Source organism: Candidatus Salinivivens marinus (genome assembly GCF_965655845.1).
Taxonomy (GTDB): domain Bacteria; phylum Pseudomonadota; class Alphaproteobacteria; order Rhodobacterales; family Rhodobacteraceae; genus Salinivivens; species Salinivivens marinus.
In genome coordinates this window covers 132,028-147,178 of record NZ_CBFHHX010000008.1, presented here as the reverse complement: position 1 = coordinate 147,178, position 15,151 = coordinate 132,028, and the positions used below count along the sequence as shown (strand labels likewise).

Annotated in this window: 15 protein-coding genes; 7 read left to right on the top strand and 8 right to left on the bottom strand. The window is 39.1% G+C overall.

The features are described 5' to 3' along the window. Positions 1 to 796, top strand: a 796-nt coding sequence (locus tag ACTF5Q_RS08905; protein WP_438954259.1) for an alpha-D-ribose 1-methylphosphonate 5-triphosphate diphosphatase, incomplete at its 5' end; no start/stop codon positions are given. Positions 797 to 807: 11 nt separating this feature from the next. Here the strand turns inward: ACTF5Q_RS08905 and ACTF5Q_RS08900 are convergent. After that, positions 808 to 1,962: a zinc-binding dehydrogenase gene (locus ACTF5Q_RS08900; protein WP_438954258.1), complete on the bottom strand. Its 1,155-nt coding sequence runs from the start codon at positions 1,960 to 1,962 to the stop codon at positions 808 to 810. A 120-nt stretch (positions 1,963 to 2,082) separates the two neighbouring features. On the opposite strand from ACTF5Q_RS08900, the gene ACTF5Q_RS08895 reads away from it, so the two are divergent. From ACTF5Q_RS08895 to ACTF5Q_RS08875, 5 genes are all read left to right on the top strand, one after another. After that, the gene (locus tag ACTF5Q_RS08895) at positions 2,083 to 2,274 is read left to right on the top strand and encodes a hypothetical protein (protein ID WP_438954257.1); all 192 of its coding nucleotides are present in this window, start codon (positions 2,083 to 2,085) and stop codon (positions 2,272 to 2,274) included. Positions 2,275 to 2,295: 21 nt separating this feature from the next. Then, on the top strand, positions 2,296 to 3,462 hold the full coding sequence (locus tag ACTF5Q_RS08890) for a cytochrome P450 (protein ID WP_438954256.1): 1,167 nt from the start codon (positions 2,296 to 2,298) through the stop codon (positions 3,460 to 3,462). Positions 3,463 to 3,527: 65 nt separating this feature from the next. Beyond that, a complete protein-coding gene (locus ACTF5Q_RS08885) occupies positions 3,528 to 4,436 on the top strand; it encodes an MBL fold metallo-hydrolase (RefSeq protein WP_438954255.1) in 909 nt (302 codons plus the stop codon). Between the two features lie 114 nt (positions 4,437 to 4,550). Continuing rightward, complete coding sequence (locus ACTF5Q_RS08880; protein WP_438954254.1) at positions 4,551 to 5,795, top strand: aminopeptidase; 1,245 nt, start codon at positions 4,551 to 4,553, stop codon at positions 5,793 to 5,795. Then, a complete protein-coding gene (locus ACTF5Q_RS08875) occupies positions 5,749 to 6,984 on the top strand; it encodes an MFS transporter (protein WP_438954253.1) in 1,236 nt (411 codons plus the stop codon). Before ACTF5Q_RS08880 ends, ACTF5Q_RS08875 begins: the two co-directional genes overlap by 47 nt. 17 nt (positions 6,985 to 7,001) lie before the next feature. On the opposite strand, the gene ACTF5Q_RS08870 is transcribed toward ACTF5Q_RS08875, so the two are convergent. Beyond that, positions 7,002 to 8,027, bottom strand: coding sequence for a trans-3-hydroxy-L-proline dehydratase (locus ACTF5Q_RS08870; RefSeq protein ID WP_438954252.1), 1,026 nt, complete (start codon positions 8,025 to 8,027; stop codon positions 7,002 to 7,004). Positions 8,028 to 8,084: 57 nt separating this feature from the next. On the opposite strand from ACTF5Q_RS08870, the gene ACTF5Q_RS08865 reads away from it, so the two are divergent. Next, positions 8,085 to 9,656 (top strand): thiamine pyrophosphate-binding protein, encoded by a 1,572-nt coding sequence (locus ACTF5Q_RS08865; RefSeq protein WP_438954251.1) that lies wholly within the window; start codon positions 8,085 to 8,087, stop codon positions 9,654 to 9,656. Positions 9,657 to 9,920: 264 nt separating this feature from the next. Here ACTF5Q_RS08865 and ACTF5Q_RS08860 read toward each other — a convergent pair whose 3' ends face one another. From ACTF5Q_RS08860 to ACTF5Q_RS08835, 6 genes are read right to left on the bottom strand one after another with little or no spacing between them, the layout of a single operon-like run. Next, a complete protein-coding gene (locus tag ACTF5Q_RS08860) occupies positions 9,921 to 10,625 on the bottom strand; it encodes an SDR family NAD(P)-dependent oxidoreductase (RefSeq protein WP_438954250.1) in 705 nt (234 codons plus the stop codon). Positions 10,626 to 10,643: 18 nt separating this feature from the next. After that, positions 10,644 to 11,636 (bottom strand): SPL family radical SAM protein, encoded by a 993-nt coding sequence (locus ACTF5Q_RS08855; protein ID WP_438954249.1) that lies wholly within the window; start codon positions 11,634 to 11,636, stop codon positions 10,644 to 10,646. Further along, the gene (locus ACTF5Q_RS08850) at positions 11,636 to 12,493 is read right to left on the bottom strand and encodes a 5'-methylthioadenosine/S-adenosylhomocysteine nucleosidase family protein (RefSeq protein WP_438954248.1); all 858 of its coding nucleotides are present in this window, start codon (positions 12,491 to 12,493) and stop codon (positions 11,636 to 11,638) included. Before ACTF5Q_RS08850 ends, ACTF5Q_RS08855 begins: the two co-directional genes overlap by 1 nt. Further along, entirely contained in the window at positions 12,486 to 13,361 is an 876-nt protein-coding gene (locus tag ACTF5Q_RS08845) for a glycosyltransferase family 2 protein (protein ID WP_438954247.1), read from the bottom strand. Before ACTF5Q_RS08845 ends, ACTF5Q_RS08850 begins: the two co-directional genes overlap by 8 nt. A 7-nt stretch (positions 13,362 to 13,368) precedes the next feature. After that, positions 13,369 to 14,301 (bottom strand): arginase family protein, encoded by a 933-nt coding sequence (locus ACTF5Q_RS08840; protein WP_438954246.1) that lies wholly within the window; start codon positions 14,299 to 14,301, stop codon positions 13,369 to 13,371. A gap of 8 nt (positions 14,302 to 14,309) precedes the next feature. Beyond that, positions 14,310 to 15,143: a 3-keto-5-aminohexanoate cleavage protein gene (locus ACTF5Q_RS08835; RefSeq protein WP_438954245.1), complete on the bottom strand. Its 834-nt coding sequence runs from the start codon at positions 15,141 to 15,143 to the stop codon at positions 14,310 to 14,312. Positions 15,144 to 15,151: the final 8 nt, after the last annotated feature.

Here is a 15,151-nt window from a genome sequence, read left to right as displayed (position 1 = left end):
ACAACAAGTTGCAGGGTCCATAGAGACCCTTGTAACCCAAGATAATTTAAAAATTAATCACTTAGTTCATCTACGTGCGGAAGTATGTTCAGAAACACTAGTCGAAGAATTGGAGAGCCTTAAAGAAATGTCACTTGTGAGGTTAGTAAGCATAATGGATCACACACCCGGTCAAAGGCAATTTTGCGACTTAGAGAAATTTAAGTCATACATTATTGGAAAAAATAACTTAAATGAGAAGCAGTATAACTTTCATTATGAAAAGTTACTTGCAGTAAAGGAAAAACATGGGCGGGTAAATCTAGAAGCGGCAATAGCGTCTGCCAACTCATTTGGTGCTATCAAAGCGTCGCATGATGACACTACTGTAGAGCATGTTAGAAATTCAAAAAACCTAGGTATATCACTGGCAGAGTTTCCTACGACAAAGGAAGCTGCAGTTGAATGTAAAAATTTGGGTATTCTTACAATTCTGGGCGCACCAAATTTGATGAGAGGCTTATCTCATTCCGGAAATGTATCTGCCATTGAACTGGCTGAAATGGATTTAATTGATATAATTTCCTCTGATTATATTCCATCTGCTCTGTTTTTGTCAGCATTTAAACTGGGTTCAGTCTGGGGTAATTTAGCTGCTGGTATAAAAACAGTTACACGTAATCCGGCGCGAGCTCTCAACCTTTTAGATAGAGGCGCTTTGAAAGAAAAATTAAGGGCAGATTTTTGCAGAGTTACGGAATATAAGAATACGCTAAAAGTAAGAGAGACATACGTCAAAGGTCAACGCGTGGCCTAGTCGAAAATAATTTAATGTTCAAAAACAATTACTCCTCTTCCTGGTTTTCCCTCCAACATGTCACTGAGCGCAATATTTATCTCCCTTAGCTGGTAACGCCGATTTACCATTAAATCGATTGGTAATTCTCCATTTAGAAATTTTTCACCGTAACTAGCAAAATCTCTATGAGTACAGGCAGAACCATATATAGAACCAGATATTGTTTTTTCCGCCCTGGTTATGGCCGTTGTTTCCAAATTAATTGTAGCATCCTCGCTGTCCAAACCGACAAAAGTTACAGTACCACCAGAACAACAGTAATTGATCGCAGCAGATTGTAATTCTCGTTTACCTACGGCTTCAAATACATGATCAGCACCCACATCAGTAAGCTCAATTAATTTTTTAGAGATATCATCGTCTTGGCTAGTAACAAGAAAATCTGTAGCACCAAGCTCTATCGCTAAGTTTCGCATACTCCTATTTCTATCAATACAGATAATTTGCGACGCGCCTTGTAATTTTGCCGCCATCACTACTGACAAACCGACGCCGCCGGCGCCTATAACAACTACAGTTTCTCCCTTTTGCACTTTTGCACGATTTAAAACAGCTCCAACACCAGTGGTTACCGCACAACCAAGAAGTGCCGCAATTTCAAAAGGAATAGACCTATTTATGGGAACGCAACATTCCTCAGATACTACAACATTTTCGGACCAACATCCAAGCGAACCCAGCTGTCGAATAGGCCCGTGTTTATTAGAAAACCTGCACGAGCCATCAAGTAATGTTCCGTTGCCAACGGGTGTTTGAAAAGCTTTGCACAAATGTGTCTTGCCACGGATACACTGATAACATTTTTCGCAGTATGGAAGCCAGCTGAGAATGACATGATCACCAACACTAACACGGCTTACCTGATCTCCAATAGCAGTAACAAGACCCGCACCCTCATGACCCAGAACACAGGGCATTAACTGCTGAGCTTGACCACTAATCACATGCACATCAGAATGGCAAACACCAGCAGCTCCCATTTGAACAAAAACTTCTTTTGGTCCTGGAGCCGCTAAATTTAAATTCTCTATAACTAGATCTGAATTTGTTTCGTAAAGAATAGCTGCTGTGGTTTTTTTTTGTATCATGGCATTCTGTGCTAAAATCACATTTTCATTCAGCATATAATAATTTTATTCTAACAGAAGAGATTTAACAGAAACTTGTTTGATTAATTTCATAGTTAACATCGCCTTTCGTGAAATAAAACTGGCTTTTTTGTTCAAATAATCCATGGTGAAAAAATGATTTGGTGGATGATAAAGTTAATCTTTCGTCCAGTTAGGTTAATCTTTCTTTTAACCTTTTTTTGGATTGCAATAAATATTCTAAAGGATGAGAATTCAAAAACACAGGATCCTGAAGAAATTGCTTGGTGTAAAGAATATAAACCAAACTTATCTTTCGAAGAATGTTCCAATGAATTTGGATATTGAAACATATTTTATGGCGCTCTTATGAGTTCTGCAGACGTTCACGATATTGATCTCAAGGCCTTTAAGAATGATCCTTATCCAATCCTGAAATATTTTCGAAAAAATTCACCAATCGCTTATGTACCGCAGCTTAACGCAACACTTTTCTCAAAACATCAAGATATTTTCATTTGCGAGAAAAATGTCGAGATATTTTCATCTGTGCAGCCAGATGGACTCATGACCAAGCTAATGGGCCAGAATATGATGCGCAAGGATGGAGATGCACATATCACGGAAAGAAAAGCAATCTTCCCCACTGTGTCTCCTAAAACAGTTAAAAATTTTTGGAAAAACCAGTTTGTCGAGAAAACAAATAAAATCATAAAAAACATTGGCAAAAAAAGGGAATTAGAACTTGTTTCTGAGTTCTCCACGCAAGTATCCGCAGAAGCATTGAAGCTTATTACTGGATTAAGTGGAATGACCTGGATGGAGATGGATTGGGTAAGCCAAGGGATGATTGACGGTTGCTCCAATTATATGAGAGATCCAGCAGTAGCAAAAAATTGTGACGACTGCACGCGATCAATTGACCTCCATATTGATGCACAGCTGAAGGATCCCAATTTACATGACAATCCATCCCTACTTTCCAGTCAACTCGATGCAGGCTTGTCCATGGAGACTATAAAAGCAAACATAAAACTAGCTATCTCGGGAGGTCAAAATGAACCGCGTGATGCTATTGCCGGCACTATTGGAACATTACTAAATAATGACTCACAATTAAAAATGATAAAGTCAGGGAGCAAGAGCTGGCTGCAAGCATTTGAAGAATATGCAAGATGGATGTCGCCCATCGGTATGTCCCCAAGACGCATAGCCAAAGATTTCAACTACAGAGAAGTTCACTTCTATAAAAATGACATGATCTTTTTTATGTTCGGATCAGCAAATCGAGACGAAGAGATATTTCAAAATCCAGATCACTTTGACATCTCAAGAGATAATCGCTCATCTATTTCATTCGGTGCTGGCCCTCATTTCTGTGCTGGAGCCTGGATATCCAAAACTCTCATAGCAGAGGTTGCACTTCCTTTATTTTTCTCAAATTTTCCCAATGTTCAATTGAAAAAAACACTTGAATTTGATGGTTGGGCCTTTAGGGGACCTAAAAAAGTAATTTTAGAGAATTGGGATAAATAACTTGATGAACATAAAATTATCAAACATGCTCCAAATAGAGAATATAACAGGTTCAGGAAAAACTTATGATTATTAAAAGGCGTTCATTTCTTAAGGCAGCTTCCTGTTTACCCTTATCAGTAGCTTTACCGAGCATAGCGTACACTAAGATTGACTTTGGGGCGACAAAGATCACAACAATCAGTGACGGAAGTATTACACTTCCAGCTGGGTTGACCTTCGACACAATGCCTCAGCTTGAACTTGAACCCATAATTAATGAATTTTCCCTTTCGCGAAATCAATTAGTTAGGGAGTGTAACGTCACATTGTTGGAAACAGAGAACCGCAAAATTCTATTTGATGTTGGTGCAGGTGTTTATTTTTTGGATGGTATGGGCGCCATCCTAGATAGCCTCAGCGAAAAGGGACTTGTACCTGAAGATATTACTGACGTTATTTTCACTCATGCACATCCGGATCATATCTGGGGTGTCCTAGACGATTTTGATGATTTGTTGTTTCCTGATGCCATGTATCATATTGGTAGGACCGAATGGGATTATTGGTGGGACCCAGAAACGGTTAACAGAGTTGATCAAGGTAGAGTGGAGACAGCCGTTGGTGCTAAAACCAGGTTTGAAGCATTGCAAGATCAAATAGAATTCTTTGATGATGGAGATGAGCCGATACCAGGTATACTAGCATTGATGACACCTGGGCATACACCAGGCCATATGAGCTTTGAAATAGCCAATGGGTCACAATCTGCTCTTGTAGTCGGAGATGCTATAAATGACCATCATGTTGCATTCAAAAGACCAAACTGGCTAAATGGACTTGACCAAAATCCGGAAGAGGCAGCACAAACGAGACAGAAGCTACTAAATCGAATATCAAATGAAGATATGGTTATTATTGGTTTTCATTTTCCAGAAGGTGGTATAGGCCGTGTTGTTCAGTCTGGTAAAGAGTATTCATTCGTAAATATTTAGGTCAGCCTGACTCATAAAAAACATAAACTTTTGAAAGTGGATTGATAAGTAATAGTTATCAACGTAACGGTTAGTTAATCACAAAAACTCTTGTATAAAAATAAAGGTTTAATTATGTCAGAGACTTCGGTTATTGATCCCACTCAAATTGATCGGTTGGCAGAACTTGCTGTAAAGACAGGTTTAGCATTGAAACCAGGTCAGGATTTACTGATCACAGCACCTTTAGAAGCCGTACCCTTGGTAAGAAAAATAACTGACTACGCTTACACAACTGGGGCCGGAATTGTCACTCCAATATTTTCGGATCCAGAACTTGTATTATCACGATACAAAAATGCAAATGATGCATCTTTTGATAAAGCGGCTAATTGGCTCTATGACGGTATGGGGGCAGCTTTTGATAATGATACTGCAAGACTTGCAATTGTTGGCGATGATCCAATGTTACTCGCTGACGAAGACCCACAAAAAGTAGGAAGAATTAATAAAGCGAATTCTCAGGCATTAACACCCGCCAGAGAGAGAATTACGCGCTTTGACATCAATTGGAATATAGTAGCTTGGCCGGGGTTGGCTTGGGCAAAACGGATGTTTCCAGATTTACCAGAGAATGAGGCACAAGCGAAGCTTTCCGAGGCTATATTTTCCGCTTCACGTGTTAATGTTAAAGATCCGATTGAGGCATGGAACAAGCATAATAAAAACTTACGAGAACGCTCAAATTGGCTTAACCAGAAAAATTTTTCTTCTCTTCATTTTTCGGGACCAGGCACGGATCTCACTGTCGGGTTGGCAGATGATCATGAGTGGATGGGCGGTGCATCTTTGGCAAAAAATGGTATCATGTGTAATCCAAATATACCTTCTGAGGAAGTCTTTACGACACCTCATTGCCTTAGAGTCGAAGGTACAGTCAGTTCCACAAAGCCTCTATCGCACCAAGGAACATTAATCGACAATATTCGTGTGAAATTTGAATCTGGAAGCATTAATGAAGCTCATGCATCCAAAGGTGAAGAAGTACTGTTGAAAGTATTAGATTCCGATAAAGGGGCTCGGCGTTTAGGAGAAGTTGCTTTAGTACCCCATAGTTCCCCAATTTCACAGAGCGGTCTATTATTTTATAACACATTATTTGATGAGAATGCGGCGAGCCACATTGCTTTGGGTCAATGTTACTCGAAATGTTTTAAAGACGGAGAAAACCTGAGTAAAGACGAGATAATTTCAAAAGGTGGAAATAGCAGTATGATACATATCGACTGGATGATTGGATCCGGCGAAATAAATGTAGATGGACTGACCGCCGATGAGACTACAGTTCCAGTTTTTAGAAACGGTGAATGGGCTGGATAATTCAAATTCACAAATAATTACAAGGATACGCCAACAGTTGAGCGAGGCTACAACTGCTCCTGGCATGGTAATGATATCACTGTCAGCTGTAGCACTCGGGGCAGCGTTTGGTGGCTATCTTCCTTTAATTTCCCTTTGGATGGAAACTTTCAATATATCTTTCCAAAGAATTGGTATTGTTTGCGGAGCTTCTGCTGTTGGCGTTGTATCCAGCGCCTATTTTGCACCTAAACTGGCTGCAAGATACGGGTATATATTGACCATTAATGTAGGTTTAGTAGTTGCCGCTATAATGACCGTTGCATTTAGGTTTACTGATAACTACGGTTTATGGCTTGCCTTGCGGTTTGTAAGTGGACTTGGCTTAGGTCTTCATTGGGTACTCACCGAAGCTTGGCTTGCGAACATAGTAACCGAGAAATATCGTACCCGTGTCATGGCAATCTATGCTACGGCCATCTCAATAGGATTTGCTATTGGACCTATGGTAATCTGGTTATTTGGGGCGCTTTCGATAATTCCATTTATAATCATGGGTGCTCTACTAATTCTAGCTGCATTGCCAATATTAAGGCTAAAAGGACATGAACCAAAAGACTCGCAAACTCGGTCTGCATCTCCGCTTATATTGATAAAAAAAGCGCCAACCGTAGCGTCTGCTTGTATTGTAGTCGGCAGTGTGGATTTAGCCTTAATAAGTCTTCTTCCAGCAATGATAACTCGCACCCCAGAAGCTGCACCAATTTTAGCATTGATTATCGTACCTGCTATGGCGATAGGTGCAACAATTCTTCAGTATCCAATTGCAATTATAGCCGATAAACACGGCCTTAGAAAAGTCGGCGTAATGACTGTTTGTGCTGGCCTGATATTTGCCAGCTTAATTCCATTTTTTTTAGGATCAGTGTTATTGACTCTTCTCTTTGGATTTCTCGCTGCCGGCCTGGTTTATGGTCTTTACTCGATTGGCCTTGCTATGCTGTCTAGGCGGTTTTCTGGAGCAGAAATTGTTGCTGCAAATGCTGGATTTGTAATACTTTTCGAACTTTCAAATTTAATGGGGCCTTGGGTTGCAGGGTTTTTGCTAGACATCAATATGCGATATGGCCTCCCAATTTTCACATGTGCTATAGGGATTTTTTATGTCAGTATTTCATGGATTAGACGACATACGAATTCTAATTATTGAAGACATATATTCATGATTTAAACACCCCATGTATCTGAAATGCGATAACCCCCTGGCCATGGATCTGCAGGATCAAGCATGTACTGATGAGTGCCGGTAATCCATGCACGTCCACTAATTTCGGGTAAAATAGCATCGAAACTACCAACTTTTGTTTTTCCTAGAATTTGACCAGAAAACTGTGAGCCAATAATTGAAGTCGCAGTTAACGTCTCTCCAGCCTTCATTTTTCCACGTCTGTGTAATATTGCCATTTTAGCTGACAAGGCTGTACCTGTTGGTGATCTATCAATTTTACCCGGTTTAACGGCTACAGCCGACCTGAAGTTCATACCATTATTATCTTTAAATAATGGACTGCAAAAATGACAGAAAGAGAAATGACCCCAATCGGGATAGATCGGGTGATGGAAATTTAGTTGCTCGTTAGCAGCTTTGGTAATCTTTTCCCCTAATTTCGCAAGATCTTTTGCTTCATCTGGAGATAGCTTAAAACCCAATTTATCTGCATCCACTACCACAAACGAGTCTCCACCAAACGCAGTATCGACCTTCAAAGCCCCAGAACCCTCAATCTCAAGAGTTAAATCCAGATCATTTGCGAAGCTAGGTAAATTTTCCACATAGATCCTGTTTGCCTTTCCGTGAGAGCATTCAGCTTTTACTTTAACTAATCCTCCAGGCGCCTCGAGAATAAAAGTGGTGATAGGCTCAAACATTTCAATTAGTCCTACATCAAGTAAAACAGTTGCAACACAAATTGAATTGGAACCTGACATTGGAGGATTAAACTCAGGCTCCATTATAATAAAAGCGGCATCCGCCTTCGGGTTTTTTGGAGGCACAAGTAGATTTATATGTTTAAAAACACCACCACGAGGTTCGTTTAAAAGGAAATTACGCAATAAGCCATTACTCAACAGCCACTTACTTTGCTCCCAAACTGTTTCACCGGGGGGCGGCAAAACACCACCAACAATAACATCGCCAACCTCTCCTTCCGCATGAGCTGAAATAACATGGATTGACTTAGTGGTTCGCATTAAAGAAGCTTAGGTACAGCTTTTAGATGTGTAAACTGCTTTTTGGGAAATATTGGAATGGAGAGACCTACTGGAGTTCAAATATCCAGGTTTTTGAAAGCTCAAGGCGTTCAATATGTATTTGGAATTCCTGGTGTACATAACCAAGAGCTTTATCGCGGGATCGAAGAAGCAGGGCTCATCCACATACTTGCGAGACACGAGCAAGGTGCGGGCTTTATGGCTGATGGCTATGCCAGAGCTAGTGGAAAACCAGGTATTGTCTATGTCATTACGGGGCCGGGTATTTGTAATGTTTTAACCGCACTAGGGCAGTCATACTCTGATAGTATACCAATCTTAGCCATTTCTTCCTGTTTAGATGAGACCGCCTACAGACGTGGACAGTTACACCAAATGCTGGATCAAGAGCGCGCGGCTGGTAGTGTTTGCGAGTGGTCAGAAACTGCTCAAAATTATAAAGCTGCGTATGGTTTATTAGACCGAGCCTTCACAGAATTTTCTGACAAAAGATGTAGGCCAAAACATATACAAGTCCCGATTAAGTTACTTGAGAGAAACGCTCCTGATTTTAAAATTTCTGCGAAACCTAGTGCTTCTCTTTCGTATAATGAAAATGAAATTATTAAGATTTCACAATTAATTAAAAACTCCAAAAAACCTATTTTTATAGTTGGTGGTGGCGCAAAGGATGCAGATGTATTTAAACTTATAGAAAAAACTGGTGCTGCATGCTTCACAAGCTTTACAGGTAGGGGGCTTATACCATCAAACTATCCATTATTGATGGGTTCATCGTTGGCCAGGCCCGACACTGTTGGTGTTCTGTCAAAATCAGATCTACTCGTAGTATTGGGGTCCGAATTAGCCGAAGTTGATATCTGGCGCTATAATCTCGGTCATAAATGTACATTGGTACGCGTTGATACAGATCCTGAAGTTCTTTCTGATCATCATAAAGCCGAATTTAAAGTAAATATGAAAGTGGCAGACTTTGTTGAAGCTTCACTTAAACATTTCAACGAGCAAGATAGCAAACCAACATGGGACGCAAAATTTATTTCTCAAAAACGTAAAGAATGGATTTCACAGGCTAAAAGAGAGTTCCCAGGAGTAGCAAACGTGATTAAGGCCGTGGAAGAAATAGTACCTCAGGAAACTGTAATATATTCGGATATGACGCAATTCGCATATTTAGCTAAAGAGATATGGGATATGGAAAAACCTAATCATTGGCATCATCCCTATGGCTTTGGTACTTTGGGTTATGCATTACCAGCAGCAATAGGCGGATGTATAGCGCGACCAAACATGCCAACGTTAGCTATAGCTGGTGATTATGGGTTCCAGTATACAATCCAAGAGTTAGGTACTGCCGTTGAACTACAACTCAATTTACCGATCCTCATTTGGGATAATCATAAACTTAAAGCAATAGAGGATAGTATGATAGCAGCTCAAATTTCTCCAAATTCTGTCCAAGCCTTAAATCCTGATTTTTGTAAATTAGCAGAATCTTACGGTGCTAGGTCAACAAAACCTTCTAACCTAAACGAATTACAAAACGATATAACTGAAGCCTTCGCCGCTAAAACACCGACCATTATTCATATAACGGATATGGTGTAGTTCAATAACACAAGCTGGAAATGAAAAAGACCCTCATGGGAGGGCCTTAATCGAAAAGAATGACCTAGGGGGAGGAGTTAGGTCAATATCTTAAAGCTCGAAAACGAAATTGGGAGGAACGTTTATCAAACTATTTAAAAACACTTTTATGTTTCTTATACAGTATATGCTGCGCTGCGGCAGGTTTTACCAATGCTATTTTTGCATACCCGCTTTGCATTATTCTGCAATCACAAGATATCTAAATGATCCAAATAAATAAATTTATTTGAAAATTATCGACTTTGATGCTGGCGATATGTTGATTTCATCAATAATTGTACCCTGCCTGGTTTTAATAATGTCACAGACGATTTTAGCAATATCGTCTGTCTCAATTGCATTATTTTCAGCGTCACCAGGCTTGAAATTCAAGCTATCAAAAAATGGACTTCTCACAAAACCTGGATTTATTAAGCAAACTCGAACACCAGTATTGCTGCATTCATCACGAAGTGCCTGAGTAAAACCTCTCAAACCAAACTTTGCAGCCGAATACAGAGTTGCCTTTTTCTTTCCAGCTAATGAAGCCTCTGACCCTATGACAATAATATCGCCATTACCTTTAGCCTTCATGTAACTTACTAAATGCCTACAAAGGATGATATGCGAAATTAAATTTAGATTTATGAATTTTGATATTTGCTTAGATGAGAAATTCTCCAAGGCTTGGAAGTCACCATGACCTGCATTACAAATTAAAACGTCAATATCTGAATGTTCAAGCAAGAGCTGAGGAATAACACTCTCAATTTTTTCAAAATCGGACAAATCAAGTGAAATAGGAAGATAACGATCAAAATCTGGCTCAAACTTTTCGTGATGTCTGGCAATACCAATCACGTCAGCACCACTTTTTAGTAGTATTGAAGTAATTGCTTTTCCTATACCGCTAGAACTACCAGTGACAATCGCTTTTCTTTTTTCCAATGTCTAAAAGCTCCAATCTCACACCAAACAACGAAAAATTTTTTTCTTTGTAGTATATTTTTCTAATTCTGATTGTAAAAATAAAGACATTTCTTGCTCTATATCTGTTCCATATGAAACAATTCCGCCCTTGGTCTCCATAGGAAACGAGAAAAGTTTATCGTCTGGATATAATGATGTAATTTTTTTATACATTTCTTTTGGAAATCGCAAAGGGCCATGACTGACAGAGTGAACTTTATCAATATTGATATCTGTAAAAATATCCTGAAGTAGTTCTGAATATAGATTTTTCCAGCCAGAACAGTAGATAAGAGGATCAAACCGTAGACCAACTGGCCATCCATTTTTGGCTAGGGTCTTTAATGCATTAACTCTTCTCTCAATACTTGGAGCTTTATTATCCAAGACGCCAGCCAAATTACTTGGAGATAAACTATATGCTACTATACAATTAGAAATTGGACTTCTTTTTAATAAGGTTTCTGAGACGATACTCTTGGTCCTAAGTTCAAGTTCAACAGAACTAAAGTTGGTAAAAAATTCTAAAGCTTTTTCGGCAAAACCCGTAATTTTTTCGAATGCCAATGAATCACAATCATAACCAGAAAAAAAGGTCAGACTAGTGTCGGTATTTTTATCGATTGTATCGGAAATTGCTTTGAAAAAGTCTTCATAATTAACAAAAAGTACGTAGTTCGCGGAAGAATACATGCCCTGTAGAAAACAGTATCGACAGTCGTAAATACAGTTATACATATGCGAAAAATAGTAATTTTTTTGTGCATCAAGCCCAAAACCCTGTGGTGCTGGCAAAACAAAGTTATCATGCTTTCTCGCTAATATCAGAGCAGGGTTTTGTTTTTGAATACGAAAGTTCTGTTGCCTTTTGTTAAACATCTCTTGATATCTTTCAATCTCAAAGACATCTGCATGTTTTAAGCGCTTAATAACCTTTTGGGCAATTGGATGATCTAAGACTTCACGCTCTGCAAAAATACTATCAATCATCACAGCTTCCATTCTTTTATTGCTGAGACAAGCTCACTCTCGAGACTAGCAATTAACTTTGAGGCTGAATTTCCAGTGGCCAGAGTATTTTCTAATTTTCGGTTTGGAAAAGCTGCCTTCCATTTTTTATATGTCTGGATAAATTTATTTCTATTACTCTTAGTGAAATGATACTTATCAAAATATTGAAAAACTTCTTCTGGTATCTTCAATCTTTTTTTCTCATCGCTCACTAATTTTTCTATAGTATGAATAATTTTTTGAAGCTTCTCTATATTTTGATGAATCAATTGCGTTATTATTTTTTTAGAAATTGAACCGATAGGACTTTCTGGTGTATCGGATACTATTTTTAAAACGAATACTAATTCATTACAGGAAAACATTGGAGCGATTTCGCAAAAACCTGATGCCTCCATATCAAAGAGTACAGCATCTGAATATGCTGTTTCAGGCTGGGAAACAGTATAAAGTGCCTGATGTTGAACTATTTTTGATAAACGTAATCCTGGAAAGTAAGATCTTTTACTCCCTATGTCATGAACCTTTATAACTTGAAATAGCCGACCAACTGGTTCCAAATGAAAACCAGCAATTCCTAAATTGATCCACCCGACATATTTCTTAACATTTAATAACGTTTTTAAATAGGTGGTAGCAGCAGCTGCTTTAGTTTTACCAATTCCAGATATAACAAGTGCATGCCCGTGCTCTTGATTTACATACACTGGAAAGTCCAGTTCATTTGAAAATAGACGGAGGTCAAATAAATCAATTATTGGATTTGCTTCAGGCGCTAACGCTATAACCCAGCAGATTTTTAGCTCAATGTCTCGAATATCGGGCAGTTCAATCATTAAAACAGCGCCTTAATGAATCTTCCCAATATTGCTTCTTCTCAAGCAAAGTTTTTGCGTAGACCTTTTTTTTGCGCTTTTGAGATCCATTTATTAAAATTTCCATTTTTAATATGATTTCACGTATCGCCGCAATTCTATAATCCAATTTGAGATCAGGCTCGTTTAATATCTTTTCCAAAGAGTATATGCGAAATCTGTCCATTCCCCAATGCACACCTGAAAGTTGGTCACTGTGACCTCCCTTTTTGATGATTAATGGCTCATTAATGAAAATTACTTCCTCTTTTGAACTGTACCGCAACCAGAAGTCATAATCCTCACATGCTGGTAAGTCCTCATCAAAAAAACCAAAGTCTTCAAAAACAGACCTATGAAGCATTGTTGAACTTGGGGATATACAACATAATTTTAGACAGCTTTGGAACACATTGCCCCCGCTCTTCTTATGTTTTTTGTGTTGGTTTACGCGAATTCCATTTCTTACCCAAATTTCTTCAGTATGACATAGTCGACGGTGTTGTATGTCACCTCTAAACGCAATTACCTGCTTATCCAGCTTACCTTTTAACCAAAGATCATCAGAATCTAGGAGGGCAATATATTCACTTTTTGCCTCCTTTATACCTAAGTTTCTTGCAGAACTGACACCTTGGTTTTCTTGAAAAATATAGCGTAAAACAGTCTTAGGCGTACTTATAGATTTAAATCCTAAATCATTTAAAATATTATAAGTTGCATCTGTGGACCCATCATCAACTATAATTATCTCACGCGCAGGTAACGTTTGAGCCAGAACTGATTGAACACATTCTGAGATAAAGTCCGCTCTATTATATGTTGGGATAATTACTGAAACTTCCGTCATTATTTAACTATTTACTTAGTTCGAGCATAAGACATTTTAGGATCAATCTACCAACAACAATCATCGAAATTTGGTTAATATCGTTCTTTGGCGATAGCTCTACAACGTTCAGACCAATAATTTGTCCTTTTTTTGATATCCCATCGAAACACGCAACAACTTGCATCCAATCAAGGCCACCAGGCGATAGTGCTACGGTTGCAGGCACTATTGATGGATCTAACCCATCTACATCAAGAGTTATAAAGAACTTTCCCGCCTCAGGTAACTCATTCAAAAACAATTCTATTCCTTTTTCGTGGATATCCTTCGCAAGATAAATCTTAGCTCCCCAATCTTTTGCATCTTTCAGATCTTGCGCAGTAGCGCTTCCATAAGAACGTATGCCAATTTGATGTATTCCAGAAATATGAGCCATTTCTGAGGCTCTTCGCATAGGGCTCGAGTATCCGTCTCTTTCACCAAATCTCTCATTCTTCCAATCCATATGTGCATCAATTTGAATGACTGTCACGTCATTCAATGGGTCTAAGCCCCGTAATACCGGGTTGGTTATTCCGTCGTCACCTCCTATTGAAACCGGTAACACGCCTCTATCTACTAAGTAACGCACTGCACCTTCTATTTCAGAGTAATGCTGATCAATATCGTTATTTCTAAGGGGAATATTTCCTCCATCTGCAACTGAAATTGATGCAAGAGTGCTTTCTGTTTCTAAATCAAGATCCATGGCGTGTTGATCAATAAGAATTCTTGGTGATGCATCACGCAGCCTATCTGGCGCAGTCGACTGATTATTTGGAAAATCCTGCGTATTGTACGGTTTACCAAAGGGTGCCCCAAAAACTACGGCGTTGTGATTGAGGTTCGACCAATCTGACAGGATGGGTAAATCGAGAAAACTTTTTGAATTAGGAACTTTTGTGACGGGTGTCTTCAATTGAAAATCTACGCTTCTATTTGGAGATTAAGTATTTCGCGAGTTTGACGCCAGGTCGCAACAGGGCGCTCATATTTTTCACATAATTCTGCGGCTCTTTGTATTAACGCCGCATTAGAAGGCGCTAGTGTATTTTTATCAAGTCTAACATTATCCTCAAGCCCCGCCCTTGTATGACCCCCGGCCGCAATTGCCCACTCATTTACGATAATTTGATTAGCACCGATTCCTGCTGCACACCATTCTGCGTCTGGTGCTCTTTCATTCATAAATTTTACATATAAATCAAAAACTTCTTTATCAGCAGGCATAGCATTTTTTACTCCCATAACGAACTGAACATATAATTTGCCGTATAATTCATTTCGATCATGCATTCTGATAGCGGTCAGAATATGGCTCAAATCAAACGCCTCCACTTCTGGAGTAACCATGTATTTCTTCATTTCTGATGCCAACCAATTAACCAAGTCAGGTGGGTTTTCATAAACACGCGTCGGAAAATTATTAGATCCAACAGATAATGAAGCCATATCAGGGGCCAGAGGTAGCATTCGACCTCTATCAGTTCCTGCGCCCGAGCGGCCACCAGTAGAAAATTGGATCACCATACCAGGACAGTGCTCATTTAAGCCTTCCAACAATGCGGCAAATTTTTCAGGGTCAGATGATGGTGTCTGATCCTGATTTCGAACATGACAATGAGCGATTGTAGCACCCGCCTCAAATGCGCTTTGAGTACTTTCTACTTGCTCTTGCAAACTAATTGGCACTGCAGGATTATCAGCTTTTGTTGGAAGCGATCCAGTGATTGCAACACATAGAATACAAGGTTTTTTCATTGTAGCAT